Genomic DNA, 25,734 nt, shown 5'->3' on the forward strand with positions numbered 1-25,734 from the left:
GATAACCAAGCAATATGGGAGTGGGTTCATCGGGTAAACAGGATTTGAATGATGAAATATTTAGTCAATACTTATTTTACAGTGTGAGTTTATATCAATAATGGATAACATTGTTACTAATGCTCCACAGTTGGCAACACTCATGTACCTTTACCATCTTTAAATATTTTTTTTCGCCCTCAAAAAAGGGTTATAGTGGCGGTTCGGGTAGTAGATTAAATACTTTGAAGCAGTGAAATTTTAAAGTCTCTTGAAGTGGAACAAAACAGTACATATCAATTTCAGTTGAAGCGGACTCGGTTCACGGTTTTGGTTTGGGAATGAAGCCCTTCGACTTCGCTCAGGACAGTTGTTCCTTCCCATCACAGCGGGAAGGTTTAACGGAATGGAAAGCTGAAATTGGGAATTGTGTCCAGGACCTTTTTGTAGAGAAGCTCTTTGCCAGAAATGTAATAGAGTGGTAATGTGCTAAACGGAATTTAATTAGAAATTAGTGACTTAAGTCTCAGGTCTATAGAAGCTTTAGCATTATTTAAAAGTATAAATAAAGGAGGGAAGTTTGCGCATGAAAAAAGGTTCATAGACTTATAAAATTGCTATATCCTTTTTCAAGTAGTACAAGTAGGGAAGCAAAATACATCGAGTTAACAAATTTTGATTTGGACATCAATCTGTATTTGAATCTAAAAACTCTTACTTAAATGTTTGAATAATTTTATTGTGAGAGTTATGCCATGTTATAGCTTAAAGCATTCTGAAGCTTATCCTTCAGGTTGTGAATTTGGTAAAAATCCCTATCTACAGTGCCTTCCAGAGGTTTTTCTTCGTTTTTTCGCCAAAATCGTATGCGATAGCGTATGCTCTAATTTAACTTTAAAAACTATCTCAATTTAGATAATTTGAACCTAACACAGAATATAATTTCCAGCTTTTTATGGGATTTAATTTAATGGTTGCCCATTTGAATTTTTATCATTGAAATTTTTGGTGTCGAACTAGGGTTTTATAGTATGAATCCTTACATACTCACCGTAGCTCTATCAAAGCCTACTGTTTCCCTATAAATTTGAGGCGATACCTCAGCGTTTTTTTTAAAAAACCGACTAAAGTAATATTCGTCGTTATAACCTAGTTCAAAGGCAATTTCCTTCACCGTTTTATTGGTCAGATAAAGTTCCCTTTTGGCTTCTATAATAATGCGTTCGGATATTAAATCGGTCAACGTTTTATTAAAGTGCGATTTGGTAAGTTTTGAAAGGGCCTTGGGAGTAATCGCCAGCATATCTGCATAATCGCTTGCAGAGTGTTTTGATTTGTAATGTGACTCAATATAATTTTTTAGATTCTGTAAGATATAGGGTTCCTCTTTATCAAGAATAGGTTCTTCCTTTTCAGCCTGTTGTTCTCTCTTAAGTCTTGATGCCGTAATCAAAAAAATTTTTAAATAGGAAATCAATAGTTCATATTGGGCCAATGCAGACTTCTTGATTTCCTCCTTGAGTTGTTCAATGACCATTTCAAAATTTGTGGAGGTTTTCCCATCTACCAGGACAATGGGGGTGTCATAGATATTATTGAACAATACACCATGACAGGCAACTTCTTGATGGTGCTTATGAATACAGAAAAAATCGGGATGAAATTGAATAACGATGCCCTTAAGACCCTCAGTAGATTTGAAGGAAAAAGGTTGGTAGGGTGAAAAGGACAGTAACATATTCTCCTGAAATTCATATTCATGAAACTCAGAGGTTAGTATACCCCTTCCTTTTTGAACCCAAATAAGGGAATAATGGTTTAGTCTTTGGGTTTCCTCAAAAGGATTTTCCAATTCGAAAGGATGGATTTTAAGCGCTAAATTCCCGGATTTAGGTTCAATAAGGGTATAGATGTTCGTCGGTATCACAATTGGTAGAAGGTTTTAGTGTAGTTTTCTTTCGTTTTCTTCGATTTTTAGGTCATTGATACTAGCAAATCTTTTCCGCATAAGACCATTTTCATCAAATTCCCAAAGTTCATTTCCATATGCTCTGTAGCATTGGTCGTATTTATCTTGAAATTCATACTCAAATTTAACAGCCATTCTATTTTCCTTAAAACCCCAAAGCTCTTTTTTTAGCTTATAGTGCTTTTCGGATTTCCATTTTTGGGTCAGGAATTCAACAATCTCTTCCCTTCCATTGATGAATTGTGTTCTATTTCTCCACTCGGAATCGACCGTGTACGCTTTGGAAACTTTTACAGGGTCTTTAGTATTCCAGGCATCCTCTGCCATTTGAACTTTAAGTTTTGCCGTTTCCTCATTAAATGGTGGTAGGGGATATTTCTTCTCGATTCCAATTTCAGTTGCCATTTTTCTGTAGTGTTTTGTTATTAAAAAGATTATTATTTAATTGGCATAGCTTTGGAAGCATACATTGCATACTTCTTTTGTAATGTGGTATTTAGGATACATACCTTTTAAATTTCGCTCTGCGTAGGATCTGACCCATCCCTTTTTTTGTTCCATAACTGCTGGATTGTCCGTTTTTAGAGCTTTATAAAATTCACCACCATATTCCTGTCTTCCCCAACAATTTGGACACGCATATTCTAGAGATTTAACACGGGTGTAAACAGGATTTTTCCTGAAGAAATAGCGTATATTATTTAATAGTTTCATTTTGATGATTTTAGAAATTTAAAAGGAAGTACGCTTTTGTTTAGCGCACTTCCAATTATAGGTTATAGGGTTTCGGCCAATGGGAAATCTACTGGCACCTTAGTTAGGTTGTGTAAATAGTTCATGGCCGTTTTATCACTTACCTGTAGAATGACATCTACAAGATTTTCTTTCGTATACCCTTGTGCAAAAAAGTCTTCTACAGTTTGGCTACTTGCCTTACCACGGTTCAAGGTAATATCGGCCGCCAATTTCACTAGGGCATCTAACTTGGGATTGTCACTTTTTCCCTTTCGGATATCCAATAATTGTGCATCGTTAAAACCGTTCATTTTACCCAAAACGGTATGTGCGCTTTGGCAATAAACACATTCATTTACTTGGCTGACAATTAGGTTAACGGCCTCCTTTTCTTTATTGTTTAGAGATGTCTTTGCGTTCTGATAGTCCAAAAATCGTTTTAGACCATTATCCGAATAGGCTATGGTAGCATATAGATTAGGCACAAAGCCCAAGGCTTTGTTTAAATTGTCAAAAATCTCTTGATTGAGGGGAGCTACTTCTTCTCGTGTTGGAACCTTAAATTCCGTTGCAGTTACATTTTCCATGTGATTATATTTAAAATTGTATGTCATTATTGACAATGCAAAGTTGATAAAGAATGGTATCCCCTAAAATGGATGATTTTCGCTTATTAATGGATAATTTTCCTCTTACTCTAAAGTTGGACAATTCTGTTTTTATGCTTAATAATTTATAACCATGGTTTAATTGAGAGTCAGGAAATGAGGTAAACTATTCAAAGGTTTCCTTGGCTATAATTGTAAAATTCAATTCACTGATTAATAGGTATGTCAATTGGTGAGTGCTTAGTTCAAATTGAACTGTAAATAGAAGTTATCGGGCAAAACTTCCAATTAAAGAATTTCTTTAAAGGAAATTCTTTTTAGTTTTTAAAGGCATCAATTAAGAATAGTTAAAAATGCATTTTCATGCCTTCATGGCTTGGCTTGAATCCGAGGGACTCATAAAAACGAATGGCATCAGGGCGCTTTTTATCTGTGGTCAGCTGCAATAGATGGGCCTTACGTTCCTTCGTTCTTTGGATGGCCCATTGAAATATGCTTTTCCCAATCCCCTGATTACGATGTCCCTTGTGAACCCTAACCCCTTCCATTTGTGCTCTTATACCTCCTTGGTACGTCAAATACGGGATAAATGTCATTTGAAATACTCCTACAACTTCATCTTTATCGTCGATCACAACAGTGAGTTCTTGATTTGAATCCGAATCGATGCGTTCAAATGCATCATAATAGGTTTTGGGTAATGTGGTAGTGAAGTATTCCCGTTTGCTGGCAAGAGCATCGTCTGAAATCATCTTTATAATGGTCGGTATATCCTTGATGGTCGCTTTTCTGAATTTCATCAATTTTCCAAGTGTTAGTTGACAGTCAGTTTCTTCTCCATACTTGCTTTGATCTGCTTGAAATCCACCCAGTAAATATCACCATTATCTTCCCTCCCTCTATGGAAAAACAAAAAGTTACCATCTGGTGAAACGCTTGGTGTCATTTCGGTTTGTTCTGTATTTATTTTCGGACCTAAGTTCAACGGTACTGTCCATTCATCATTTTTGTTAAAGCTGATGTATAAATCACTGGCACCAAATCCCAAATCACTTTTAAAATCATAAATCATAAAGCTTTCATCCGGAGCAATGTAGGAATGGGCTATCCATTTACCGGTAGCATTAAATTCCTGTCCCATTCTATCGATACTTTTGTATTGACCATCTTCCATAACCGACTTGTATATAACCCAATCTTCAGGTTTGTCTCCTTTTTCTCCGGTAGTAAAGTATAGATTTCCATTCTCGGAAGACGTTAGGTACATAATGACAGATCTGTCCATGAATGGTTTCTCCAACGGTAATGGGGAACTCCATCCATTTACTTCTTTTTTACTGTACCACTGGTGCAGTCCATTTGATTTAGTAGCGTCGGGGAGTGGTCTTGTACTACCAAAATATAGTTTATCCCCTTTAGGACTAATATGAGGTTCAAAGTCCCATCCTTCAGTTGGTGAAAAAAATGCGGGTTCTGGTTTTGACCATTTCCCGTCTCTTAATCGCATCGCATAAATTTCATTGTCTTCCTCTGGTTTTCTTCGGGTGAAATAGATTTCATCCATTTCCGGAGAAAAGGTGATAGCAAACTCAAAACTATGGGTAGAAACAATTCCTTCTGCAAAAATCAATGGGGTATCTGTTGGAATCTTAGAATCCAATAGCATTAAATTAGATGGGGTTTCGTTGCTGCAAGAAAGGAATATCACGAACACGTATAAAGGGTAAACTACTTTCATTGATTTATTTTGACAAATGATACATTTTTGGCCCTGCTACTTGATACTTCAAAACCTATCACATCATTAGAATAATTCCTTACAAAAACCACTTTAAGAAAAGAACCCTTATTACCGATGAAATAGTCATTTTTGATAGCTTTTAATTTGAAATCACCAAGTCTTGTGTGTTTTGCTATTAACTGTTCCTGTTCAATGTTAAACGAGTAATAGGCATTTAATTCAGAACTGTAATATCTACCCGTGAATTCATCAAGTGTTGTTGCATTATAATTTGCAGGAATATATTTTTCAGTATAAATCTGATATCCATCATCCAGAGTGATAATCATTTGGTTGCTCGCAAAATAGACACCCACATAGTCATCAATATCCATTTCAAATTCATCCTTACCAACAGGTACTAAGGTAGTTGTTCCCTTTTTAGTAATGAAGCGTAAGGTATCATTTTCTACCTTGATTTCTCTGGAATACCAGTCTCCTTCATCCCAATAATGGCCTTCATAGCGTATTAACTCAACAGGTTTTTTTGATATTGGTTTTTGATGTGTCAATTTTTCTATAGATGAATTTTTGGCCGTCTCATCAATAATATATTGGTCTAAACAAATATCCATGATGTCATACACCATTCTAGCACCATTGATTTCACCATTGGTATTTGTGAATATCACACTGAAGTTCAATTCCGGAAAAGTTGCCAAATAGGCTTGATAACTTGCATCTTGGCCACTGTGTTCAATACGTTCGAAACCTTTATAGGTATTAATGAACAAACCATTTGCATACCCATAGGTTTCCCCATTATTCAAATGCTGTAAGGTTTGCATTTTTTTAAAAATGGCTTCGCTACCTACTTTTTTTGTGTCATAATTAATGGCCCATTTACTTAAATCTGTAATTGTCGTATTAAGATTGGTAGCACCAACGCTAAAATTGTTAAATAGGTCTTCTACATACATTGAATCGACTTTGAAATAGGAAAGGCTTTTGTTTTTAACAACCTGTCCTTTTTTATCTACAAATTTAGAATCATACATCTGCAGAGGTTCAAAAATGTGCTTTTGCGTAAATTCTGCAAAGGACATCTTCGATATTCTAGTCACGATTTCTGCCAACAATGCATAGTTGGCATTGCTATACATATGTTTTTCGTTGGGTTTGAAATTTAAGGTCTCTTGATTAAAAATAATATCCAATACCTGTTCATTGGTAATCAAATCATCCAGCGTCCAGCCTGAGAGACGTAAAAGGTTATACTTATCTTTTAGGCCACTTGTGTGATTTAGCAAATGACTAATGGTAATTGTAGGCTCAAAGTCATGCATCTCAGGAAGATAGTTTCTAATATCATCCTCTAAAGACAATTTTCCTTCATCTTCAAGCAAAAGAATAGCAAATGCAGTAAACTGTTTTGAAACTGAGGCCACATGAAAGGAAGTCTTTCTCTGAATCGGTATCTGATAATCAAGATTGGCCAATCCAAAGTACTTTTCATATATCAATTGATTGTCCTTTACCAGACCAATGGCAACACCTGGTTCCTTCTCATTATAATTACTTAAAAGGCTATCGATTTTAGTTGCTATATGGTGAATGTTGATTTGCTCATTATTATTTTGAGCAGATACAATCGTAGCAAATAAAACGGGTAGCATGGCCGTTATTAGTTTGAACCTTTTACTCATTTCTATTATTTTTATACCTAATTCCAAACTCCGGTTCCTGCAGTTTTAAAAGCAAAGGTTTCAAAATCTATGGCAGGTCTACCGAGTACTTTCGCAACATCATCGGAAACTTCCTGATTTTCCGGATTTCCTAAAACTTCTTTGAACAAATACCCAAAAAGCCAAACATAAGAATCGGGTAACCCGGCCCTTCGCATACCCTCCTTAAATTCCTCGATAGATATGGGCACAAATTGAATCTGTTTTTTGGATGCCTCGGACATGATGCCAACGACCTCTTTAAAGGTTCTTTTTTGAGGTCCGGTAACGGTTATGGTCCGCCCATTATAGGAATCATCTAACAACACTTTTGTAACCACATCTGCTATATCGTTGACATCTACAAATGGAATCCGTGCCTCTGGCATGGGCAAGGCAACGGTCCCGTTTAAAATAAAATCTAGAAAGGCTCCTTCACTGAAATTTTGGTTAAACCAGGATGCCCTCACAAGGGTATAGTTCAGCCCAGAGTTAGCAACGATTTCTTCACAAGCTTCCGCTTCGGACTCTCCTTTACCCGAGAGTAGGACCACCTTTTCCAATCCTGCTTCTAAAGCTTTTTCAGTAAGTGTTGTTATTGCATCTCTTGATCCTGGAACGGCAAGATCGGGATAGTAAACGATATACGCCCTGTCCATGTCCTTTAGGGCATCATCGTAGGTCTCAGGATTTTCCCAATCTAAGGCCGGGGTTGTTTTTCTTCCGACAATCCTAACATTATGCCCAACTTGCATTAAATTTTCTGCTACGCGACGACCAGTTTTACCTGACCCCCCAATTACTAAAATGTTTTCTGTTTTCATCTGTGTTTGTTTTAAAAATTGATATTAATTGAGTTTTACTTAATTGAAATTTTCTATAGTCTTTATTGATAATTTCCGATGGTTCTTTTGCTACGAATGTTGGTATACCAGTAAACATAGGTGGTCGCTATAAACTCCAGGCCAATGAACCAAAAGCCAAAGTCGATAAAGAAATCAGCATAGGTACCGCCATAGGGCAATACGGTAAACGGCACTGTGATAAGGGCATCCAGAATTGCCGAAACACCAAAGAAAATGAGCCCTACCCATAGACCGTGGTTGGTGGCGTTCTTTTTGAAATATAGTTTGGAACAAAACCAAACCACGGGAATAATGATTATGGATAGCCAAATGTTGGCCTGTTTTTCTGCATCCTCCATAAAGGGGAGATAAAAGGATAGGGCATATAAATTCACTCCAATTATCCAAATCAATACCCCAAAGCCAATAGTTCTAATTAGTTTCATGATTGTTCGTTTTTTGATTGATGTTTTTTGATATGATTTTTATTTGTTGACTATAATTCCCATAAGCAATAAAATGAAAGAGATCGTGGAACAAACTGTCCGTACCGTATGCCAATTGTTCCATGGCTGTTCAAAGGTTTTTCGTAAATCTGCCAACTCTATTTGACTTGCTTTCTCTAACACGGTATTATCCAATAGTTCATTTAATGGCACATTTTTGAAAACCGTGACAAGACCTATTCCAACGAAGAACAGCATTGCAGCTATAATAAAAGACCAAAAGGTTGCCGGATGAGCGTTGCGGTGCAAAAACGCATTGAGGATCAAAAGAATCACCGGTCCAAAAAAGACGATTAGAAAACTACGGTTGATAATGGCTCGGTTCATGGCTTGGAACGATTGTAAGAAACCGTAGTCATCCAATCTGCCAATACCCGGTGTTATGGCATTGGACCATGTGAAACATAGACCCGCCGTTAATCCAGTAAATAAGATGCCCAGCATCAATACGATAATTTTAAAGTTTAGTTCCATTTTGATTGGTTTTAGGAGATGATATCCAGGTTAATAAGTCTTGATACTCGTTGGAGGTGAGTTTTATTTTTTTACCCTTGGGCATTCTTTTCTTTATATAAACTTGCCTATAAATGTCGTTGACCCAAGTATTCATGTTTTCGGGGGTGAACACACGTCTCTTGTTTCGTTGCTTGTGACAAACATTACATTTGTTCTCTAAGATTTGAAATGCTTGTTCTTTTGGATTCTTTAAAGCCTGCACTTCACCCAAATTGTTGATTTCATCAATTGATGTGTTATTATTCGTTGAACTGGTACTAATCGTCAGAAAGAATATGATTGCATGTTTTACTAGTGTTGTCATCTTTTTATCTAATCGTTAATTTGATGATACAAAGGTGCGTAGCGTTCAAAAGATTTTTTTGACACTTCAAGACAACAATTTGACAGTTTACGCCAAAATGGGGTTCTAGCTATTTTTGCGGAATTCTGAAGGAGTGAGGTCCGTCCATTTTTTAAATGCCCGATTAAATGCACTTTGCTCTGAGAAACCTGTTAAAAATGCAATTTCTCCAATGTTGTAGGCATTATCGCTTAACATTTCCTTTGCGAGATGTTCTTGGGTTTTTTTTACCAAATCACGATAGGTAACACCCGCTTCGGATAGTCTTCTGGTAAGTGTCCTATTGCTCATGGCCGTAAGATCACTGATATGATGAATGCTTGGAATACCAGTGGGGAGTGCATCTTTAATAAGTGCTTCAACATCCCTTACAAACTTATTGCCCGCAATCTTGATACCTTTAGTCTCCTCATCAACTTGTTTTAACAGATATGCATTAATACTGGCGTCCGCCTTGGCGGTTCTTAGATTTAGATCAACCGTTCTATAGCTAATTGAGTATTTGGGTTGGTTGAAGTGTATTTTACACTTAAATGCTTCATTGAAACTACTCAAATCTTTGGGAGGGTCATGTTTAAAGCATACTTCTATGGGAGACAACACTTTTTCGGATATCGCCTGTGTCACGACAACTGTAGCAGCTAAACTAGCTTCGGAGGACAGTTGCATACCTCTTCTTGTTGCATCCCTATTAAGAATTATATGAGAAATCTCCCCTCCATTCTGGACTTCCCAATTATAGGTATTGGAGAGTAACTTAAAATATCGCTCGCTGCGATCAAAAATCTCGCTAACCTTTGAACAGGTTCTCCATGATAATCCTAAGACACCATAATCATCCATTTTCATTTGCGCTCCAACCCTTATGGCAAAACCTGGCCTTAGTTTTTTATCAAGTAACTCATGAGCCCTTAAATGTTCATCAGCGGATACAAATTTTAAATCATCGGCATCCTCAATGGAAATGGGTAAATCTTCAATATCCGCCCTATTCAAACCTTCCGCGATGGCGCAGTTAAGTATTTTTTTATAAAGATTGACGGAGAAGTATTTCATTATTTTGTCTCAATAATTACTACAGGTTTTTAGCTCTTTATTCCACTTCCAACAATCAGAATGTTTGAAAGTGCGTCAACATAAATGAGTCATTTACAAGACATGAATTTACGAAAGTCTTACCAATAGAAGTTTCTTTCAAGAAAAGGGATAATGTCATTTGTATCTATTATTTCAGAATTCATACCAATAAAAATGATCATATATACCTTTTTGTTATTTGTTAGCTAGTGGTTCCATTGCCATTCTAAGACATAATACTGCCAGTACACCCGTAAGAATCGCAAAAAAATTCTCAAATAGCGTTACAGCCACCACATTTCCTAAAGTATTCAAGATGAAAAGTATGCAAAGCATCCATAAAAATATCCTAGAAAGGCCTAATAGTTGGGGTATTCGTATAAATTCTATCCTTATTAGTACAATAAGAATACAAAAAAAAGAAATAAGCAGTGAAGCAAATTCAAAGTTGAGAAGTTCATCTTTCGTTTGCATTCGTCCTCCCCACAAATATTCTAACGGAACATAATTAAATAGAAGGATACCAATAATAATTGTGACATGAAATATGACAAGGAGGCAAAAAAATCCTAGACTTATATGGGCGGCCTTTCTGAAACTTAAAAGTTTTTTCATAATGCTATTGATTCATTTATTGGTAGGTGTCCCTGAAATTGTATGTTTATTGTCTTTAAGGATTATATGTTTTCATTCTTTCCAAGGTCGCGACGTTACAGAAACGATGTAAGGGAGTTTTTTAATAGGAAGCTTCAAATACTTAAATTTAAATAAATTATAAGATTCATTTTGAAATTTGAATACCCATATAAACTAATTATTGATAACATTAGCAGGTATATTGATTTGACCGAGCCTGAGAAGCAGAAGTACATCTCATTGCTTACTGATATTAAAATAAAAAGAAAAGGGTTTTTGTTACAAGCTGGTGAGACCGCTAAATATGAGTATTTCATTACGAAAGGTTGTTTAAAAGTATACACATTGGACGAATATGGAGCACCTCATATCTCCATGTTCGCAGTGGAAGATTATTGGACGGGCGATATGGCCAGTTTTATGACCAAGGACCCATCCCGATACTTCATAAAGGCTACGGAAGATTCTGAGTTACTGGGCATCTCCAGGGCCAACTATGATTTACTTTTTCAAGAGATACCAAAATTCGAACGATTCTATCGCATATTATATCAAAAGTCCCTCATAAGCTATATAATACGCTCCAATCACGGTATATCCTTAACCGCAGAAGAAAGATATATGGTTTTCAAAAAGAAATACCCCAATATAGTCAATAGAATTACCCAGAAAGACTTGGCCGCCTATCTTGGCATTACCCCAGAGTTTATGAGCAAGATTATCTCAAAGGTCAACAGAATGTAAAAGTCTTAAACTAGTTCATTTTTTTTCATGTCTTCCTACTGGAATTTTGAGGCATGAAAAAAATTATAACAATCACTTTACTCCTATTTCTTGGGTTTGCCAAGCTTTGCAATGCGCAATTTACCCAGGTGGAACTTTTTTATGGTTTATCAAAAACAGATTTTACCCTTTATTTAAGTTATCCAATCAATGAAAAGAACACGCTAAGTATTGCTACCCTTGCTTTCTTTCAAAACTTCAGCAAAATGGAGAATGGGCAATTTGATGAGGTAGGAGTGCAACCAACGCTATTATGGAACATTAACAAGTCCATTTCAATTGGTCCTTCTATTTACTACAATAGTGCGGCTGGTTACTCGGAACGTCTTTCGGCAAAGCTCACATTAAAAAACTCAAGTTTATTATTTGTAATTATTCCCACGTTTGCCCATTCCGAGCAGACGAATGCTAGTTATGCCGAGGTGTTTGCCCAGTTTCAATACAACATACCAATAAAGGAGAACATATCTCTTTGGTTCAATGGACAGTTTTTAACGGTCTGGGATAAGCTCAAAACGCATTCTAGGAGCTTCCAACAACTAAGGGCTGGAGTATCCCTATATGATCACCAATTTGGAATGGGGGTGGACTTTGATCAGTACGGAACGGACCCCTTAGTGAAATCATCTTTCGGTTTGTATTACCGAAAAACTTTATAAACAATTTTTAAATCTTAAATATCATGAAAAATTTAGTACGAGTTTCACATTGGATAGCCTACGGATATTTGATCTATGCCTTTGGTTATGCAAGTCTTTTTAAAGTTTTCCAAAAACAAAGTATGATGGATAACATGAGCAATTTTGGTTTCGGAAAAATCTGGACTTTGTTTATTGGTTACGGCGAATTGCTGGGAGTAATTGGTTTGGTTGTTGGGTTTTGGAGACATCACGTTAAAAACCTATCGACCTTATGGTTATTTCCATTCGCAATTGGTGCATTGATAACTCATTTCGCACACCATGACTATGAATACTTTTACACTGCATTATATTGTTGTGTTGCTTGTATGGTTCTGCTCGCCACAGATAAAAATTTTAAAGTAATACTATAAGGATTAACCTTCTAAATTTTAAAGCACCTATACTTTTTAAGGGAACTGGTATAAAAATCAAGATGTTGAAGGTTATGAATATTCCCTTACAATAATTGGTCTTGCCTTGACCATATTGGTCAATGGTATAGGAAAATATACAATGGATACATTAATTTCTAAATAACAATAAACATGAAAAAAATCATAACAATAGCAGGAAGCAATAGTCAAAAATCCATCAATAAAAACTTATTGTGCTATTCTAAAGGAATAATAGAAAATATTGAAATCATTTCAATTGACTTAAATGATTTTGTCCTACCTATCTATGGTGTAGATTTTGAAGCTGAGAACGGTATTCCAACAGCGGTCAAGAGATTAGACCGGTTATTTGATACTGCCGATGGATTTATGATATCCCTGGCAGAACATAACGGCTCCTATACAGCAGTATTCAAAAATACCTTAGACTGGTTGTCCCGAGTTAACACGAAGGTTTGGAGAGAGAAACCCATGTTGTTAATGACAACTTCTCCAGGAAGCCGAGGCGGTGCAACCGTATTACAAGCTGCAAGTGCCTACTTCCCTTATATGGGTGCTAGCATTACGGATACCTTTTCGTTGCCTTCATTTTACGATAATTTCAATGGTGCAGAATTTACAAATGAAGATTTGAAAGAGGAGATTCAATTTAAGCTCCAAAAATTTCAGACGAAGGTCAAATCATAAAGAAATCAATTACAGTTTGGTATTGAACGTACAACTATGGATGTAACAAAAAATAGTTCAGTTCGTGTTATATATCTAATTCAAAACAATCAAAAAATGAAAAAATCAATTTTAAGTATCCTTTTGTTAATGCCAATCATTCTTTTATCACAGACCATTAATGTCCAGAAAAAGGTCTTGATGGTAGTCAGTAGCTATGGAAAGGATATGGGGTCGATGAGGCCTGGCTACGAGTTTGATGAATTTTCCCAAGCTTATTTAATATTTAAAAACAATAATTTATCCATAGATGTAGCCAGTCCAAAAGGAGGAAAGGTGGAACCCGATAAATACAATACAGAAAAACTGTATAACAAAATACTATTGGAGGACAAGCACGCAATGAACTTGTTGGACAATACAAAGGCTACGGCAAACGTAAAGGCAGATGACTATGACGCAATATACATTGTAGGTGGTAAAGGAGCCATGTTTGATTTACCATTTGACCCTTCATTGCAAGACATAGTATTGAATTTATATGAGAGGAATAATACGGTTATTTCTTCTGTTTGTCATGGACCGGCCGCCTTTGTAAATATCAAAAGCGACGGTGATTATATTATAAAAGATGTTGAGATTACAAGTTTTTGCAATATCGAAGAGGAGCTTTTCGGAAAAAAATGGGTTAAGGAATTCCCATTTGGTCTGGAAACAAAATTGATTGAAAGGGGAGCGATTTTTAAGCAAACCGATTTTATGTTATCAAAAGTAGTAGTTTCCGGTAAGTTCGTTACAGGGCAGAATCCCTTTTCAACGACACGTTCCGCAGAGGCCGTGGTAACCTCCTTAGGCCTAGTAACCGTTGACCGAGAACTCTATTATGATGAAAGGAGTGCCTATTTGATACAAGACCTTTTGAATAAAAATTATACAATTAAATGGGCCGAAAATGAACTAGCAAAAAATGAAGTCAACTATGATTTGCCTTTAATTGCTGCTTACGGCTATTATAAAATCCTAGCGTCCACAGAAAATATTGAAGGACTAAAACAAGGAGTGGAATTGGTTGAATTAACGGCACCTTATTTTTTTAACGAAAACCTGCAACTGTTATTGGCCAAATCCCATGTTTCCCTGAATAATAAGGAAAGAGCCGTACAAATTGCAAATGAATTGATTTCTAAGAATCTTTTAAAGGAACAAGCTGAAGAACTACTTAAAACTTTAGGTTAGAACAAATTTTCATTACATTTTGCCGTTGATACAAGATATTTTGAACAGTACATCAGAAATTTTAAACTATAAAGTATATATTGAAGAATTGGAATAATTAACGGCAAATGGCATTTGTTTCTGCTAGTATCTATAAAAAAGCTATTGCCCTAGCACAAAAAGAAGGTCTGAACAAGGATTTCATAGCCTCTTTAGAGCCTGGTATGACGACGGCTGCACATATACCAATGGAATTATTACTTCAGGTATATGAAACGGCAGAAAAGCAACTATCGCCAGGTTTTGGATTAAGACAGGGAAAGCAACTTGATTCCAATGATTATGGCACACTAGGTCTTTCTTGGAAAACTTGTCTTAAAGCGGTGGATGTTCTTCGAAATGTAAAACGGTACATGGTCCTAGTCACCAATGATGGTAGCATTGAGCTACAAGAAGGTCCATTGGAAACAAGATTGATATTACATCGGGATGTGTACCGGAATGGGATAAAAACAGCCAATGAAGCTTCATTTGTAATGTTAAACGGAGTTTTAAAAGAAGTGAGCGGAAGATTATTACAACCTATACAAGTAAGTTTTAAGCACAAGTTTTCCCATGAATTGTATTTCTCTGAACATTTCAATTGCCCGGTTATATGTAATGCATCGGAAAATGCTTTGACGTATAATACCAAAGACCTTCAATATTCCACAATTAAGGCGGATAAATTCATCCATAAGTTTCTTGTGGAAAGAATGGAAGAGGAAAAATCCAAACTAAAGGTTGAAGTAGACATTCTAAGTCAAGAAATCAATCAATTGCTTGAACAGTCCATTTCTAGTGGTATACCCAGCTTGGAACAAGTGAGTGCCTATTTGGGTATGAGTGCAAGAACGCTTAAGCGAAGACTTTCGGAAAGAAATCTTTCGTTTAGAAAACTCATTCAAAAGAAACAGGAGGAGACAGCTTTGCATTTACTTTCCAACACAAATCAGTCCATTGGTGAAATAGCATTTTTAACCGGATTTTCGGAACAGAGTGCATTTAATAGGGCCTTCAAAAGATGGACAGGGATTTCGCCAAACTCTTATAGAAAGGAGATTTAAAACCTTGGGTTGTCCCGAAATATCAAAACTTTGGAACTAAAGGTCAAAAAAATGAAAGTGATAGTCATGAAATTTGCTTCTGAACAAAATATGTTTAGAGGTGATCAAAACTGTAAAGAAATTATCAAGTATCCAACAAATACGGTTCACAGGATTTTTATATCTACTAGTTATAATATGTGCCGGGTTTGCGCAAGGGTACGTTAGGGGAATCCTTGTTGTACCTGAGAACCCTGTGGAAACCGCAAATAACATACTTAAAAATAAAGGGCTATTTCAATTGGGCCTTACAGCGGACTTGATTGCATTTCTTTTGGATGCGGTAATAGCCGTGTTTTTGTATAAAATCTTTAAACCCTTTAGCAATACCCTGGCCATATTGTCTTCCTCATTCCGACTAATCGCACATCCGGCCATCGGAAGTTTAAATTTATTGAATCATTACATGGCTTTGAAGGTACTGAAAACCGATAACCTATTCAATTCATTCAATACTGAGCAAATACAACAAATAAGTTTTTCCTTTTTGGAAGCGCATCAGTACGGTTATCTCATTGCAGGAAGCTTTTTTGGGTTACACTGTGTTTTGTTTGCCATACTTATTTACAAGTCGAATGTGTTTCCAAAGGTGTTCGGAGGGTTATTCTTGGGCGCAGCAGCAAGCTATCTCATAGAGTCTTTTGGAAATTTTAATGTTCCGGGGTATGAAGGTTATACGGCCTTATTCGTAGGTATTGCTGCCGCTCTTGGTGAATTGGGACTAACCCTATACATGGTCGTTATTGGAACTACAAAGTCATATAAGAATTTAAAAAACTTACCATTATGAAATCGATATCTACAAAACAATTGATACGCTTAATCATGGTGTTATCTTGCTGCTGTTCTTCATTTGGACAGGTAGCACATAAAATTGAAAAAACCGAAAATGGACAATTATTGGGATTGGGTACCCAACACTTTTTAAAATCAACTATTTTACAAGAAGAACGGCCCATTATCATTTCATTACCCTTTGGGTACAAGGATACCCATACAACTTACCCCGTACTTTACGTATTGGATGGTCTTGCCAATATTAAACATACGGTTGGAACGGTAGAGTTGTTGACGGAATCTGGATTGATGCCTCCCCTAATTATAGTCGGCATAGAGAGTTTGGACAGAAATAGGGACTTAACCCCTTCCAATGCAGGTCAGAATTTACACGGAAGTACTGGAAATGTCGGTATCCCGCAGAGCGGAGGAGCTCCAATATTCCTTGATTTTTTACAAGAAGAATTGATTCCTTTTATAGATAGTAATTATAGAACTCATCCTTATCGAATATTGGAAGGTCATTCGCTGGGAGGCCTGTTCAGCATATATGCCCTTATGGAACGCCCGGATCTTTTTGATGCATTTATTGTTGCAGCTCCGGCACTATGGTGGAACAAAGAAGAAATGATCGAAAAAGCAAAATCATTTTTTAAGTTAACTAAAACCCTGGATAAAACAGCCTACTTCGGAATCGGTGGAGGGGACGGATGGGGAATGCGTCAGGAGCTGAAAAGGTATATTGATGTGGTAGAGCAGCATAGGCCTACCAATTTTAGATGGATGCATGAGCAGGTCGGGGATGAAGGCCACATGGCTTCCAGGTTGCTTTTGAATTACAATGGTCTCAGATTCTTGTTTTCGGATTTGAAAATTAGTGAAGGCTTGATTGATAATTATGGTGATACGGCATTTTTAGAATCGGAAAAATGGTTAAAAAAAAGGTACGGTAAGAACGCCCGCAGACCTGCCGAAGACTATTTTAGTCTTGTCTCTTTATTGGTCGACAAAGGCAACAAACTAGGTGCTATAACCGTTCTTGAAAGTGCTTCAAAAGAATACCCGGAATATATTGGCTTACTGACTTATTTGGCAAAATTGTATGAGAAAACGAATCAAAGAGACAAAGCTGTGGACACCTACTTACTTGGGGTAGAAGTTTCCAAAAAGTATAAGCAGGGGCAAGAAGACGACTTGTTAGAAGAGGTCCGTAAGCTGGATCAAAAAAATTAATAAATAAACATTTTGCAAGAGGTCAAAATGGTATCAGTATCATACACATGGTTGCCTGAGTTCTTAGTATTTCATTAAACCGAATCGATTTCGTATAGAGCACTAATTGTAACAATAAAAAAGTATAAACCTCAAATAATTAAAAATGAAAAGGACATTTTTAGCAATAGTAATAATGCTGCTATTTATTGCGTGTAAGGATAATGAAAGCGAAAAGGGAAGAATCTTGATGATAGTATCAAACACTGAAGACATGGGAGACCCTGAAAAGCATTTTGCAGGAAACAACCTATGGGAAGTAGCGCCCCCATATCACATTTTTGTGTCACATGGATATGAAGTTGATTTTGTTTCACCTACGGGGGGAAACGTACCTTTTTCCATGGACCCTATGGGAATAAGTAGCTACACCATTAAATATGAGAATTTTAAGGACAAAGTTGAAAGTTCATTGACACCTGATGAAGTGAACTTCAAAAACTATAAAGCTGTTTTTATTGGAGGTGGTTATGGGCCCTTGTTTGATGTTGCCAACAACGAGAATTTGTTGTCCATCATTGCCCAAATTTATGAGAATGGCGGGGTAGTAGGAGGTTGCGGACATGGCCCCGGTGCTTTGGCCAATGTAAAACTTAATAGTGGTGAATATATGGTCAAGGATAAAATGGTGACAGGATTTCCAAATTCGACGGAGGTGACCAAAAGTTGGGCTAAAGAAGGAACCTTATTACCCGTAATGCTCGAAGATCACCTACGAAAAAATGGCGCCCTTTTTCAGACTAAAAATGACTTAAACGATAAACACGATGTGGTATTAGATTCAAGAATCGTTACTACCATGTTCTTACCTTCTTCCGCAATAGTGGCAAAAGAAATGATTTTAGAAATTGAAAAAAACTAATTTTCAATTGGAGCTGATGTTCTGTTAACAGCTTTTTACATTATGAGTGAATTTTGGGTGTACCTAAATAAAAAATATTTAGAACTTAGGTATTAGATAGGCCAATTCATCAATCAATTTTAGTTGATACTAATATGATTTAAGAATGTCACATTAAATGTCAATAAAATATTTATGGAAAGAGGCATTTTATATATTAAATCAGTTTATTTTCCTCTAAAGTCTTTTTGAGCTCAGCATGATTTTCCCAAAACTTATCTTTTATCTTTTTAATCGTCGCTTTATAGTCGGGATGGCCTTTTAAAGGTTTCATAAGAGGGTCTTTCTCTATAAACAACAGAATCCAATATTGATAATGATCTTGTGAAGCGAAAACCTTTAATTGTTCGATACCTAGTTCAATATTTCCTTCATATGCGTATTTCAGGGCCATACTTGCGCTTTTATATATGGATTTGTCACGTTCGCAATAATTGGCATAAGCATTGAAAAAGTGGGATGCTCGTTCTTCAAAGCCCATTTTCTTATAGACCAGCGCTATTTTGGCATCTTCTTGAGGATAAATATTGAGACCATTCTCTCTTTTCGCCTTTACAAATTTTTCATAATATACATAAGCACGTTCATGGTCTTCTTGAAAATAGTACAGTTTCGCTATGTCCTGTAGGATGTCCAAACGGGTACTATCCTTTTCAAATTCTTTTTCCAATACTTTTTTTAGTTCTTCGATATCTTGATTAATAGCATATTTTATGAACGCCTTTAAATGGGGAGCATAGAAATTCTTAGAGTCATAATCCAAAGTCTTATCGATGTATATCATCGCTTTTTTGATGAACCCGTTTTGGGCAAGAGCATTGCTTAAATCTAAATAAATGAAACTTTGGGCAACTGAGTCGCTGACGCCAACATCAAGCTGAACGCCCATTAGTGCGTTTTTCAAGTACTTGCCCGTATCAGGAATGTATATGGAGTATAGCCTAGAAAGAACTTGGACCACCGCTGCCGAATTGGGATTATATTCCAAAGCCTTCTCCAAATGTGGCAAGGCCAATCTATATTCTTCCGTATGCATATAATACAATGCTTTGGATATCAGGCTTATATCATTTTTGGAATCATACAGTAGTGCTTTGTCCGCATAATTGTTTATTACCTCCGTATATTGTTTCTGCTGTTGAAAAATATCAAGATAGTAATATGAAATAGCTAGATTGGCATAGGCTAGTGCAAATTGTGAATCCTGTTCCACAGCTTTCTGAAATAAGGGAATCGCCTTATCTAGCCCTTCCTTGGTTCTTGAGAGGTATGGCTCTAAAGCTTGCAGGTAGTAATCGTAGGCCAATAGGTTTTCCGTTGGTTTTTTCCCTATTTGTTCCAATTCGGCCGGTGTCACGACTGCTTCAATGGCATCTGCAATTTTCTTGGCCACATCGTTTTGTAAAGCAAAGATGTCCACCACTTCCTGATTGTACTGTTCCACCCAAATCGGAGTATCCGATGAAGCTTCGATTAACTGAATATTGAGTAAAACCTGATTACCTATACGTTGACCACTACCCTCAACCAGGTAGTTCACATTAAGTTCTTTGGCTATCTCCGGGATGCCCTTGTCTGTTTTTCTATACTTTTCTACAGAAGTTCTACTTATTACCCTCAAGTCTTCAATCTTCTGAAGGTTATACAATGCCGATTCCATAAGCCCGTTTACAAAATAAAGATTAGTGGAATCCGAACTCTCATTTTTGAAGGGCAAAATAGCAATGGATTTTTCAATTTCAAGTTGGCCTATGGCATCCTTTTTCTTGAAAAGCAAGTAGGAAGCCACTATCAGAACTATGGTAGTCGTAGCTATTATAGGCCATCTATATCGCTTTAAAAAATTAGTTTGAGTCTTTTCCTTTTCGATTGCTACTATGCCTTTTCCAACCTCCCCGGGAGGAAATCCATATTGTTCCCGGAAGCATTTAATAAAATAGGAAGTACTACCAAACCCTACTTGATACGAAATTTCAGAAACTGTCGAGGAAGTTTCCTTGAGTAAAGTCATTGCTTCTTGAAGACGAATTTGACGAATGAATTGGCTAGCGGAAAGTTTAGTTTGCTTCTTGATTTTCCGGAGCAAGTTAGACCGGCTCATATGCATTGCCTCGGCCAGTTCGGACACCCCAAATTGCTCGTTCGCCAAATTCTCCAAAATGATGGCTTCCGCTTGCTCGATAAAGGTTGATTTGTTTGACAATTCGTTGGACATGATTCTTTCTGCTAGCTCTAAAATAGATAAATGTAAAGAAATAGCCCGCATGAAAACGGTTTCATATTTTGTATTAGAGCCATCGTTTGCTCCATAATTACTATCCCTGCGCCATAATTTTTATCCCTTCCCGAAACTTGACATTTTTCTCCGCATAGCTCATATGCCTTGCGCCAGCTCCTATATGACCTTTGTAACAGTAAAAATAAAGTCAAACAATTAAAAATTTAAATAATGAAATCGAAGATTCACGAATACCAATTAAAATTAAAAGCCATGAATAAAACATTTAAAATTACTTCTTTGAGAACCTTAACATACATGTCATTAGTTCTCCTTTTATTAACATCGGCCTGTGGTCAGTCTGGTAACAAGGCAAAATCCGAGGCGAACAATACTAAGGAAACGAAGTCGGTAGTCGCCGCACCTGAAATGGATATTCAGGCTGCAATACTATCTGATAATCTTGAAGCTGTTAAACAGCATATTTCGGCAGAAACAGATTTGAACAAAAAAGACCCCATGACTGGGGCCACACCCTTGATCACTGCCGCGAGTTTTGGAAAAAATAAAATCGCACAACTGCTCATTGATGCCGGTGCGGATTTAACAGTTAAAAATAACGATGGGGCGACAGCTTTGCATACGGCCGCATTCTTTTGTAGGGTCGAAGTCGTACAGTCCCTTATTGATGCCAATGCTGATAAGACTGCAAAGAACAACTTTGGTATGACCCCAAGGGAAAGTGTTATGGGGCCTTTTGCGGAAATTAAACCCATTTATGAAATGCTTCAGCAACAATTAGGGCCGATAGGTTTACAAATTGACTTGACCGAAATCGAAAAAACCCGTCCAGTCATCGCTATGATGTTGCAGTAATCAATCTAAAATAGATATTCCAATGACAACAGAAAGAAGACACGATATTGATTGGCTCAGGGTCATTGCCATTGGCTTGCTTCTCATTTACCATATAGCCATAATTTTTCAGCCGTGGGCCATGTTAATTGGCTTTATCAGAAGTGATGAACTACTGGAAGGTTTGTGGAAACCGATGACCATGCTTAACGTTTGGCGTATTCCACTTTTATTCTTCGTCTCGGGAATGGGACTCTATTTTGCAATGCGTAAAAGAAACTGGAAGCAATTGCTATTGGAACGGACAAAGCGAATCTTTTTACCTTTCTCCTTTGGAATTTTCGCCATCACGCCATTGCATATGTTTATCTTCCAGAAATATTACAATATGCCCTTGGGCTATTTTCCTCATGCCGGGCATCTATGGTTCTTAGGAAATATTTTTGCATATGTATTGCTTTTACTGCCTTTGTTTTACTATCTGAAAAAGAAAAAGAACGAAAGGTTTAAAAAATGGCTGTCCGCATTTATGGCTAATCCTGGTGGACCATTGTTGATTACCTTGTTTTTTGTGTTAGAAGCTCTAATGGTAAAACCCCAACTATTCGCCATGTATGCCCAGACCTGGCATGGATTTTTCCTAGGCTTGCTTGCATTCTTTTTTGGTTTTCTTTTCGTGTATAGCGGCAAAACGTTCTGGCTAACGGTTTTAAAGTGGCGATGGATATATATTGGGTTGGCGGCTGTTTTGTATAGTATTAGGCTCTTTGTGTTTGCAACGGAGGCACCAGGATACCTTATGGCTATAGAATCAAATTGTTGGATTTTCGGGGTTTTTGGATTGGGGTACAACTATTTGAACCGCCCGAGCAAAACACTAAACTATTTGAGCCAAGCTGCCTATCCTGTGTACATTATCCATATGTTCGTATTATATGGCGGGGCTATGTTTATTTTACCATTGGATATGCCCGTTTTCCTAAAATTCATGGCTATCACTGTGTTTACGATTATTGCTTGCTTTCTTATTTATGAGTTTATCCTTCGGAGAGTCGTTTTCTTAAGGCCTTTGTTTGGACTGAAATGGATTTCGAAAGGTTGGAGCTCCAAAACCAAAATACCTACTAAATCGAAAATTTAGTAAATTAAGCCTCACGTTGATATAAGATTTGAAAATACACTATCTATAATTGATGAATACTACTAAAAGAAAAATCACAAAAACAAAACAGGTGTTCAGAGTCGTATTGCTTGTAGGCACTCTAATCTCCATGTTCTTTGTACCATGGATTTTGGTAAAGGCTTGGATTTTACCGTTACCGGATACGGTACAAGAACAAGTAGATGAAGCGATAGGCCATGGCTTTGATGGAATGATCGTTTATGTGGACCAAGCGGGCAAACCACCCGCATTTTTTACAGGTGGTTGGAAAGATCGACAAAACAAAATACCAGCCGACCCGAAAGCCTTGTTCAAAATAGCCAGTATCAGCAAATTATATGTTGCAGTTGCCATTACTAAACTAGCCAAAGACAAACGTTTGTCCTTAGATGAAACGCTCGCTGATTACTTTCCTGAACTTGTAGGGAGAATAGAAAATGCAGAAAAAATCAGGTTAAGATTAATGGTACAACACCGGAGTGGCATTCCCAATTTTACCGATAACCCTAGGTATTGGGAAAACGAACAGGAAAATGGTAAAAAAGCGCTGGAATTCGCTCTTGATCTACCCGCTAGTTTTGAACCTGATGAAGGGTATGAATATTCAAACACGAACTATTTATTGCTTCGTCGAATAATCGAAAAAGTGACAGGGTATAGTCATGAACAATATATCAAAGAAAAAATTCTAATTCCTCTTGGACTAAATAACACATACTTTTCGCTTAACGAAGTAAATATAGATGATGTGATGAGCGGTTATTATGTAGGCATTGACAAAGATTTTAAGACAAACGAAAACGGAATGTTGGCTACGGCGGTAGACGTTGGCATATTTCTTAGGGCATTGAACGATGGTTCTGTATTCAAAGAAGGAGAACAGGAGATCTATTCCTCCATCTATGAGTATGAACATGGGGGTCTAGTACCCGGTTATCAAAGTCTTGCCGAGTATCATGAAGACATCGATACCGTGGTAGTTCAATTTATAAATACAACCGATTTTGAGGGATATGAATGGAATTTGTCGGAAATCATAATTAATCGTATTGTGAAAATATTACGAAGACAGAAAAGTTCATAATCAGTAATTTTACAACAAACCAATGATAAAATTTTTTCGAAAAATCAGACAGAAGCTTGTTGCTGAAAATAAATTTCGCAACTATCTATTGTATGCCTTAGGGGAAATCATACTTGTGGTTATTGGAATTTTGATCGCCCTTGCAATCAATAACGGCCAACAGATGAGGATTCTAGAAAAAAAGGAGCAAATTTATCTAAAAGGATTAAAGACTGAATTTCAGTTTAGTAAGTTGAAACTGACAGAATTGATCGAGGTAAATAGGAATAATTATGAAGGCGCTAAAAAAATAATGGTACATATTTCCAAGGATACTATTGCAATTACGGAAAAGCACTTTTCCGAATTGCTTTATAATTCGTTTGTTTCTGATATTTCCTTTAACCCCAACAACTCTCTCTTGAATGAAATGCTCAATTCCGGTAGTTTAAAGGATCTTTCGAACCCAGTTTTGAGAATGGATTTGACGAATTGGATATCGACATTGGATGATATTGCCAAACAAGAGAACGAACTTGCCATTCAAAGAGAAAAAGTACTTGATATGTTCAGGAATAATGAAAATAGTATTCGTACTATTTTCGATTTGTCTGGAGTAAATGCAGCACTGGATTTACCCGAATTAAAAAAGGCAAGCAGTAACCTTCACCTATTGGATTCACAAGAATTCGAGAATAACATACTGACGTTCATCCTTACGGCCTACGCAACAGAGAGTGCCCATTATGTTCCACTAATGGAAAGCCTCGATGCTATTTTTGAATTGTTGGAAACAGAAATAAAGAAGTGACTGAGAATGGGTTCAATTTAAATTAAATATGGTGCTATCCCCAAAAACAAAGCGGAACATTTCTCGGATTCTTCCTTTTGGAGTGATCTGGTTGGTTCTGGGGTGGGTCAACCTCTTTTCCCAAGAGTCGGTCAAACAAGGTCAAAATTTAGATATATCCAGCGCAATCAATGTGACCCCTGAGGTTTTTGTTTTTGCAAGCATTGCCGTTACCGTAGTCGGCTTAATTGTCGGTGCCATCGAAGTGGCATGGCTGGGTAATCTTTTCAGTAAAAAGAGTTTTTCGCAGAAAATTGGCTACAAGGTAGTTTTTTACACCCTTTTCTTGTTAGTGGTCATCATCATAGCCTTTCCGATTGCGGCGGGAGTCGAGTTGCACGTATCTCCTTTAGATTCGATTGTTTGGGAGAGGTTTATGAACTTTATACCGAGTATTGAATTTGCTAGTACTTTGGTTTCCATTTCATTCAGTCTTTTTGTAAGTCTTTTTTATTCTGAAATCAGCGAAAATATAGGGCATGGGGTGTTGATAAAATTCTTCACGGGAAAGTATCATAAACCGATCGAGGAAAAACGTATTTTCCTATTTTCGGATATGAAGTCCTCCACGACCATTGCCGAGCAGTTGGGCCACATCAAATATTTTGAGCTGCTCAGGGAATATTATTCCGATTTTTCGGATGCCATCATTCGTCACTCTGGGGAAGTCTATCAATACATAGGGGATGAAGTCGTAATATCATGGAAATATGAAGATGGAATAAGGGCAAATAATTGTATCAACTGCTTTTTCGCCATGAAAGAAGACCTTGGTATAAGAGCGGAGTGGTATACTGCTACTTTCGGATTGGCACCGGACTTTAAAGCTGGACTTCATGTTGGTCATGTTACAACTGGCGAAATAGGTGCGTTGAAAAAAGAGATTATCTTCACTGGGGATGTGCTCAATACCACAGCTAGAATTCAAGGTCTGTGTAATAAATATAATGTCGACAACTTGGTTTCAGAAGATTTGATAACTGCGCTGCAACTTGATAACGAGTTTCGGATTACATCTTTGGGTAAAAATGAATTAAAGGGTAAAGAAGATAACCTAGAGCTATTTACGGTGCAGTGATTAGTGTCGAAAA

The 25,734-nt window shown here is 36.9% G+C and carries 27 protein-coding genes; 14 read left to right on the plus strand and 13 right to left on the minus strand.

Annotated features, from left to right (window positions below; all coding sequences use genetic code 11):
* Positions 1-1,018: 1,018 nt before the first annotated feature.
* The 12 genes from ACOCEA_RS13170 to ACOCEA_RS13225 all read right to left on the minus strand — a co-directional run bounded on the left by ACOCEA_RS13170 (position 1,019) and on the right by ACOCEA_RS13225 (position 10,001).
* A complete protein-coding gene (locus tag ACOCEA_RS13170; RefSeq protein ID WP_420756715.1) occupies positions 1,019-1,906 on the minus strand; it encodes a helix-turn-helix domain-containing protein in 888 nt (295 codons plus the stop codon).
* Between the two features lie 15 nt (positions 1,907-1,921).
* The gene (locus ACOCEA_RS13175) at positions 1,922-2,353 is read right to left on the minus strand and encodes a DUF1348 family protein (protein ID WP_420756716.1); all 432 of its coding nucleotides are present in this window, start codon (positions 2,351-2,353) and stop codon (positions 1,922-1,924) included.
* A gap of 36 nt (positions 2,354-2,389) precedes the next feature.
* Positions 2,390-2,662, minus strand: a complete 273-nt coding sequence (locus ACOCEA_RS13180; protein ID WP_420756717.1) for a hypothetical protein — start codon at positions 2,660-2,662, stop codon at positions 2,390-2,392.
* Positions 2,663-2,724: 62 nt separating this feature from the next.
* Positions 2,725-3,270: a carboxymuconolactone decarboxylase family protein gene (locus ACOCEA_RS13185; RefSeq protein ID WP_420756718.1), complete on the minus strand. Its 546-nt coding sequence runs from the start codon at positions 3,268-3,270 to the stop codon at positions 2,725-2,727.
* Between the two features lie 368 nt (positions 3,271-3,638).
* Positions 3,639-4,091 (minus strand): GNAT family N-acetyltransferase, encoded by a 453-nt coding sequence (locus tag ACOCEA_RS13190; RefSeq protein WP_420756719.1) that lies wholly within the window; start codon positions 4,089-4,091, stop codon positions 3,639-3,641.
* Between the two features lie 14 nt (positions 4,092-4,105).
* A complete protein-coding gene (locus ACOCEA_RS13195) occupies positions 4,106-5,029 on the minus strand; it encodes a TolB family protein (RefSeq protein ID WP_420756720.1) in 924 nt (307 codons plus the stop codon).
* Positions 5,026-6,717 (minus strand): serine hydrolase domain-containing protein, encoded by a 1,692-nt coding sequence (locus ACOCEA_RS13200; RefSeq protein WP_420756721.1) that lies wholly within the window; start codon positions 6,715-6,717, stop codon positions 5,026-5,028. The genes ACOCEA_RS13195 and ACOCEA_RS13200 overlap by 4 nt, the downstream gene beginning before the upstream one ends.
* 17 nt (positions 6,718-6,734) lie before the next feature.
* Positions 6,735-7,559 (minus strand): NmrA family NAD(P)-binding protein, encoded by an 825-nt coding sequence (locus ACOCEA_RS13205; protein WP_420756722.1) that lies wholly within the window; start codon positions 7,557-7,559, stop codon positions 6,735-6,737.
* Positions 7,560-7,621: 62 nt separating this feature from the next.
* Entirely contained in the window at positions 7,622-8,026 is a 405-nt protein-coding gene (locus tag ACOCEA_RS13210; RefSeq protein WP_420756723.1) for a DUF5367 family protein, read from the minus strand.
* 39 nt (positions 8,027-8,065) lie between these two features.
* Positions 8,066-8,560 carry an anthrone oxygenase family protein gene (locus ACOCEA_RS13215; RefSeq protein WP_420756724.1) on the minus strand — a complete coding sequence of 165 codons (495 nt, stop codon included), beginning with the start codon at positions 8,558-8,560 and terminating at the stop codon, positions 8,066-8,068.
* Positions 8,544-8,906 carry a hypothetical protein gene (locus tag ACOCEA_RS13220; protein ID WP_420756725.1) on the minus strand — a complete coding sequence of 121 codons (363 nt, stop codon included), beginning with the start codon at positions 8,904-8,906 and terminating at the stop codon, positions 8,544-8,546. The genes ACOCEA_RS13215 and ACOCEA_RS13220 overlap by 17 nt, the downstream gene beginning before the upstream one ends.
* Before the next feature lie 105 nt (positions 8,907-9,011).
* The gene (locus tag ACOCEA_RS13225; protein WP_420756726.1) at positions 9,012-10,001 is read right to left on the minus strand and encodes an AraC family transcriptional regulator; all 990 of its coding nucleotides are present in this window, start codon (positions 9,999-10,001) and stop codon (positions 9,012-9,014) included.
* 807 nt (positions 10,002-10,808) lie between these two features.
* Here ACOCEA_RS13225 and ACOCEA_RS13230 point away from each other — a divergent pair.
* The 9 genes from ACOCEA_RS13230 to ACOCEA_RS13270 all read left to right on the plus strand — a co-directional run bounded on the left by ACOCEA_RS13230 (position 10,809) and on the right by ACOCEA_RS13270 (position 18,456).
* Positions 10,809-11,402: a Crp/Fnr family transcriptional regulator gene (locus ACOCEA_RS13230; RefSeq protein WP_420756727.1), complete on the plus strand. Its 594-nt coding sequence runs from the start codon at positions 10,809-10,811 to the stop codon at positions 11,400-11,402.
* 53 nt (positions 11,403-11,455) lie between these two features.
* Positions 11,456-12,100, plus strand: coding sequence for a hypothetical protein (locus ACOCEA_RS13235; RefSeq protein ID WP_420756728.1), 645 nt, complete (start codon positions 11,456-11,458; stop codon positions 12,098-12,100).
* 23 nt (positions 12,101-12,123) lie between these two features.
* Positions 12,124-12,495 (plus strand): DoxX family protein, encoded by a 372-nt coding sequence (locus ACOCEA_RS13240; protein ID WP_420756729.1) that lies wholly within the window; start codon positions 12,124-12,126, stop codon positions 12,493-12,495.
* 174 nt (positions 12,496-12,669) lie between these two features.
* Positions 12,670-13,206 (plus strand): NADPH-dependent FMN reductase, encoded by a 537-nt coding sequence (locus ACOCEA_RS13245; RefSeq protein WP_420756730.1) that lies wholly within the window; start codon positions 12,670-12,672, stop codon positions 13,204-13,206.
* 96 nt (positions 13,207-13,302) lie between these two features.
* A complete protein-coding gene (locus ACOCEA_RS13250; RefSeq protein WP_420756731.1) occupies positions 13,303-14,421 on the plus strand; it encodes a type 1 glutamine amidotransferase domain-containing protein in 1,119 nt (372 codons plus the stop codon).
* 107 nt (positions 14,422-14,528) lie between these two features.
* Complete coding sequence (locus ACOCEA_RS13255; RefSeq protein WP_420756732.1) at positions 14,529-15,506, plus strand: AraC family transcriptional regulator; 978 nt, start codon at positions 14,529-14,531, stop codon at positions 15,504-15,506.
* Between the two features lie 100 nt (positions 15,507-15,606).
* Positions 15,607-16,335 carry a DUF4386 domain-containing protein gene (locus ACOCEA_RS13260; RefSeq protein ID WP_420756733.1) on the plus strand — a complete coding sequence of 243 codons (729 nt, stop codon included), beginning with the start codon at positions 15,607-15,609 and terminating at the stop codon, positions 16,333-16,335.
* Positions 16,332-17,555 carry an alpha/beta hydrolase-fold protein gene (locus ACOCEA_RS13265; protein ID WP_420756734.1) on the plus strand — a complete coding sequence of 408 codons (1,224 nt, stop codon included), beginning with the start codon at positions 16,332-16,334 and terminating at the stop codon, positions 17,553-17,555. Before ACOCEA_RS13260 ends, ACOCEA_RS13265 begins: the two co-directional genes overlap by 4 nt.
* 145 nt (positions 17,556-17,700) lie before the next feature.
* Positions 17,701-18,456 (plus strand): type 1 glutamine amidotransferase domain-containing protein, encoded by a 756-nt coding sequence (locus ACOCEA_RS13270; protein WP_420756735.1) that lies wholly within the window; start codon positions 17,701-17,703, stop codon positions 18,454-18,456.
* Between the two features lie 196 nt (positions 18,457-18,652).
* On the opposite strand, the gene ACOCEA_RS13275 is transcribed toward ACOCEA_RS13270, so the two are convergent.
* Entirely contained in the window at positions 18,653-20,710 is a 2,058-nt protein-coding gene (locus ACOCEA_RS13275; RefSeq protein ID WP_420756736.1) for a helix-turn-helix domain-containing protein, read from the minus strand.
* Between the two features lie 234 nt (positions 20,711-20,944).
* Between ACOCEA_RS13275 and ACOCEA_RS13280 the strand changes: the two genes are divergently transcribed.
* From ACOCEA_RS13280 to ACOCEA_RS13300, 5 genes are read left to right on the plus strand one after another with little or no spacing between them, the layout of a single operon-like run.
* Entirely contained in the window at positions 20,945-21,589 is a 645-nt protein-coding gene (locus ACOCEA_RS13280; RefSeq protein WP_420756737.1) for an ankyrin repeat domain-containing protein, read from the plus strand.
* 22 nt (positions 21,590-21,611) lie between these two features.
* Positions 21,612-22,709, plus strand: a complete 1,098-nt coding sequence (locus ACOCEA_RS13285) for an acyltransferase family protein (RefSeq protein ID WP_420756738.1) — start codon at positions 21,612-21,614, stop codon at positions 22,707-22,709.
* 52 nt (positions 22,710-22,761) lie between these two features.
* The gene (locus ACOCEA_RS13290; RefSeq protein WP_420756739.1) at positions 22,762-23,814 is read left to right on the plus strand and encodes a serine hydrolase domain-containing protein; all 1,053 of its coding nucleotides are present in this window, start codon (positions 22,762-22,764) and stop codon (positions 23,812-23,814) included.
* 22 nt (positions 23,815-23,836) lie between these two features.
* Positions 23,837-24,604 carry a DUF6090 family protein gene (locus ACOCEA_RS13295; protein ID WP_420756740.1) on the plus strand — a complete coding sequence of 256 codons (768 nt, stop codon included), beginning with the start codon at positions 23,837-23,839 and terminating at the stop codon, positions 24,602-24,604.
* A gap of 28 nt (positions 24,605-24,632) precedes the next feature.
* Positions 24,633-25,721, plus strand: coding sequence for an adenylate/guanylate cyclase domain-containing protein (locus ACOCEA_RS13300; protein ID WP_420756741.1), 1,089 nt, complete (start codon positions 24,633-24,635; stop codon positions 25,719-25,721).
* Positions 25,722-25,734 lie beyond the last annotated feature (13 nt).

This window comes from Maribacter luteocoastalis (genome assembly GCF_048890225.1).
Classification (GTDB): domain Bacteria; phylum Bacteroidota; class Bacteroidia; order Flavobacteriales; family Flavobacteriaceae; genus Maribacter; species Maribacter luteocoastalis.

Excerpts from the sequence above, each read along its gene's own strand:
- ACOCEA_RS13235 (WP_420756728.1), top strand. The coding sequence starts at position 11,456 with ATGAAAAAAATTATAACAATCACTTTACTCCTATTTCTTGGGTTTGCC.
- ACOCEA_RS13275 (WP_420756736.1), bottom strand. The coding sequence starts at position 20,710 with ATGTCCAACGAATTGTCAAACAAATCAACCTTTATCGAGCAAGCGGAA.
- ACOCEA_RS13185 (WP_420756718.1), bottom strand. The coding sequence starts at position 3,270 with ATGGAAAATGTAACTGCAACGGAATTTAAGGTTCCAACACGAGAAGAA.
- ACOCEA_RS13220 (WP_420756725.1), bottom strand. The coding sequence starts at position 8,906 with ATGACAACACTAGTAAAACATGCAATCATATTCTTTCTGACGATTAGT.
- ACOCEA_RS13250 (WP_420756731.1), top strand. The coding sequence starts at position 13,303 with ATGAAAAAATCAATTTTAAGTATCCTTTTGTTAATGCCAATCATTCTT.
- ACOCEA_RS13265 (WP_420756734.1), top strand. The coding sequence starts at position 16,332 with ATGAAATCGATATCTACAAAACAATTGATACGCTTAATCATGGTGTTA.
- ACOCEA_RS13290 (WP_420756739.1), top strand. The coding sequence starts at position 22,762 with ATGAATACTACTAAAAGAAAAATCACAAAAACAAAACAGGTGTTCAGA.
- ACOCEA_RS13270 (WP_420756735.1), top strand. The coding sequence starts at position 17,701 with ATGAAAAGGACATTTTTAGCAATAGTAATAATGCTGCTATTTATTGCG.
- ACOCEA_RS13175 (WP_420756716.1), bottom strand. The coding sequence starts at position 2,353 with ATGGCAACTGAAATTGGAATCGAGAAGAAATATCCCCTACCACCATTT.
- ACOCEA_RS13200 (WP_420756721.1), bottom strand. The coding sequence starts at position 6,717 with ATGAGTAAAAGGTTCAAACTAATAACGGCCATGCTACCCGTTTTATTT.
- ACOCEA_RS13255 (WP_420756732.1), top strand. The coding sequence starts at position 14,529 with ATGGCATTTGTTTCTGCTAGTATCTATAAAAAAGCTATTGCCCTAGCA.
- ACOCEA_RS13215 (WP_420756724.1), bottom strand. The coding sequence starts at position 8,560 with ATGGAACTAAACTTTAAAATTATCGTATTGATGCTGGGCATCTTATTT.
- ACOCEA_RS13285 (WP_420756738.1), top strand. The coding sequence starts at position 21,612 with ATGACAACAGAAAGAAGACACGATATTGATTGGCTCAGGGTCATTGCC.
- ACOCEA_RS13280 (WP_420756737.1), top strand. The coding sequence starts at position 20,945 with ATGAAATCGAAGATTCACGAATACCAATTAAAATTAAAAGCCATGAAT.
- ACOCEA_RS13180 (WP_420756717.1), bottom strand. The coding sequence starts at position 2,662 with ATGAAACTATTAAATAATATACGCTATTTCTTCAGGAAAAATCCTGTT.
- ACOCEA_RS13300 (WP_420756741.1), top strand. The coding sequence starts at position 24,633 with ATGGTGCTATCCCCAAAAACAAAGCGGAACATTTCTCGGATTCTTCCT.
- ACOCEA_RS13245 (WP_420756730.1), top strand. The coding sequence starts at position 12,670 with ATGAAAAAAATCATAACAATAGCAGGAAGCAATAGTCAAAAATCCATC.
- ACOCEA_RS13210 (WP_420756723.1), bottom strand. The coding sequence starts at position 8,026 with ATGAAACTAATTAGAACTATTGGCTTTGGGGTATTGATTTGGATAATT.
- ACOCEA_RS13205 (WP_420756722.1), bottom strand. The coding sequence starts at position 7,559 with ATGAAAACAGAAAACATTTTAGTAATTGGGGGGTCAGGTAAAACTGGT.
- ACOCEA_RS13225 (WP_420756726.1), bottom strand. The coding sequence starts at position 10,001 with ATGAAATACTTCTCCGTCAATCTTTATAAAAAAATACTTAACTGCGCC.
- ACOCEA_RS13240 (WP_420756729.1), top strand. The coding sequence starts at position 12,124 with ATGAAAAATTTAGTACGAGTTTCACATTGGATAGCCTACGGATATTTG.
- ACOCEA_RS13190 (WP_420756719.1), bottom strand. The coding sequence starts at position 4,091 with ATGAAATTCAGAAAAGCGACCATCAAGGATATACCGACCATTATAAAG.
- ACOCEA_RS13295 (WP_420756740.1), top strand. The coding sequence starts at position 23,837 with ATGATAAAATTTTTTCGAAAAATCAGACAGAAGCTTGTTGCTGAAAAT.
- ACOCEA_RS13195 (WP_420756720.1), bottom strand. The coding sequence starts at position 5,029 with ATGAAAGTAGTTTACCCTTTATACGTGTTCGTGATATTCCTTTCTTGC.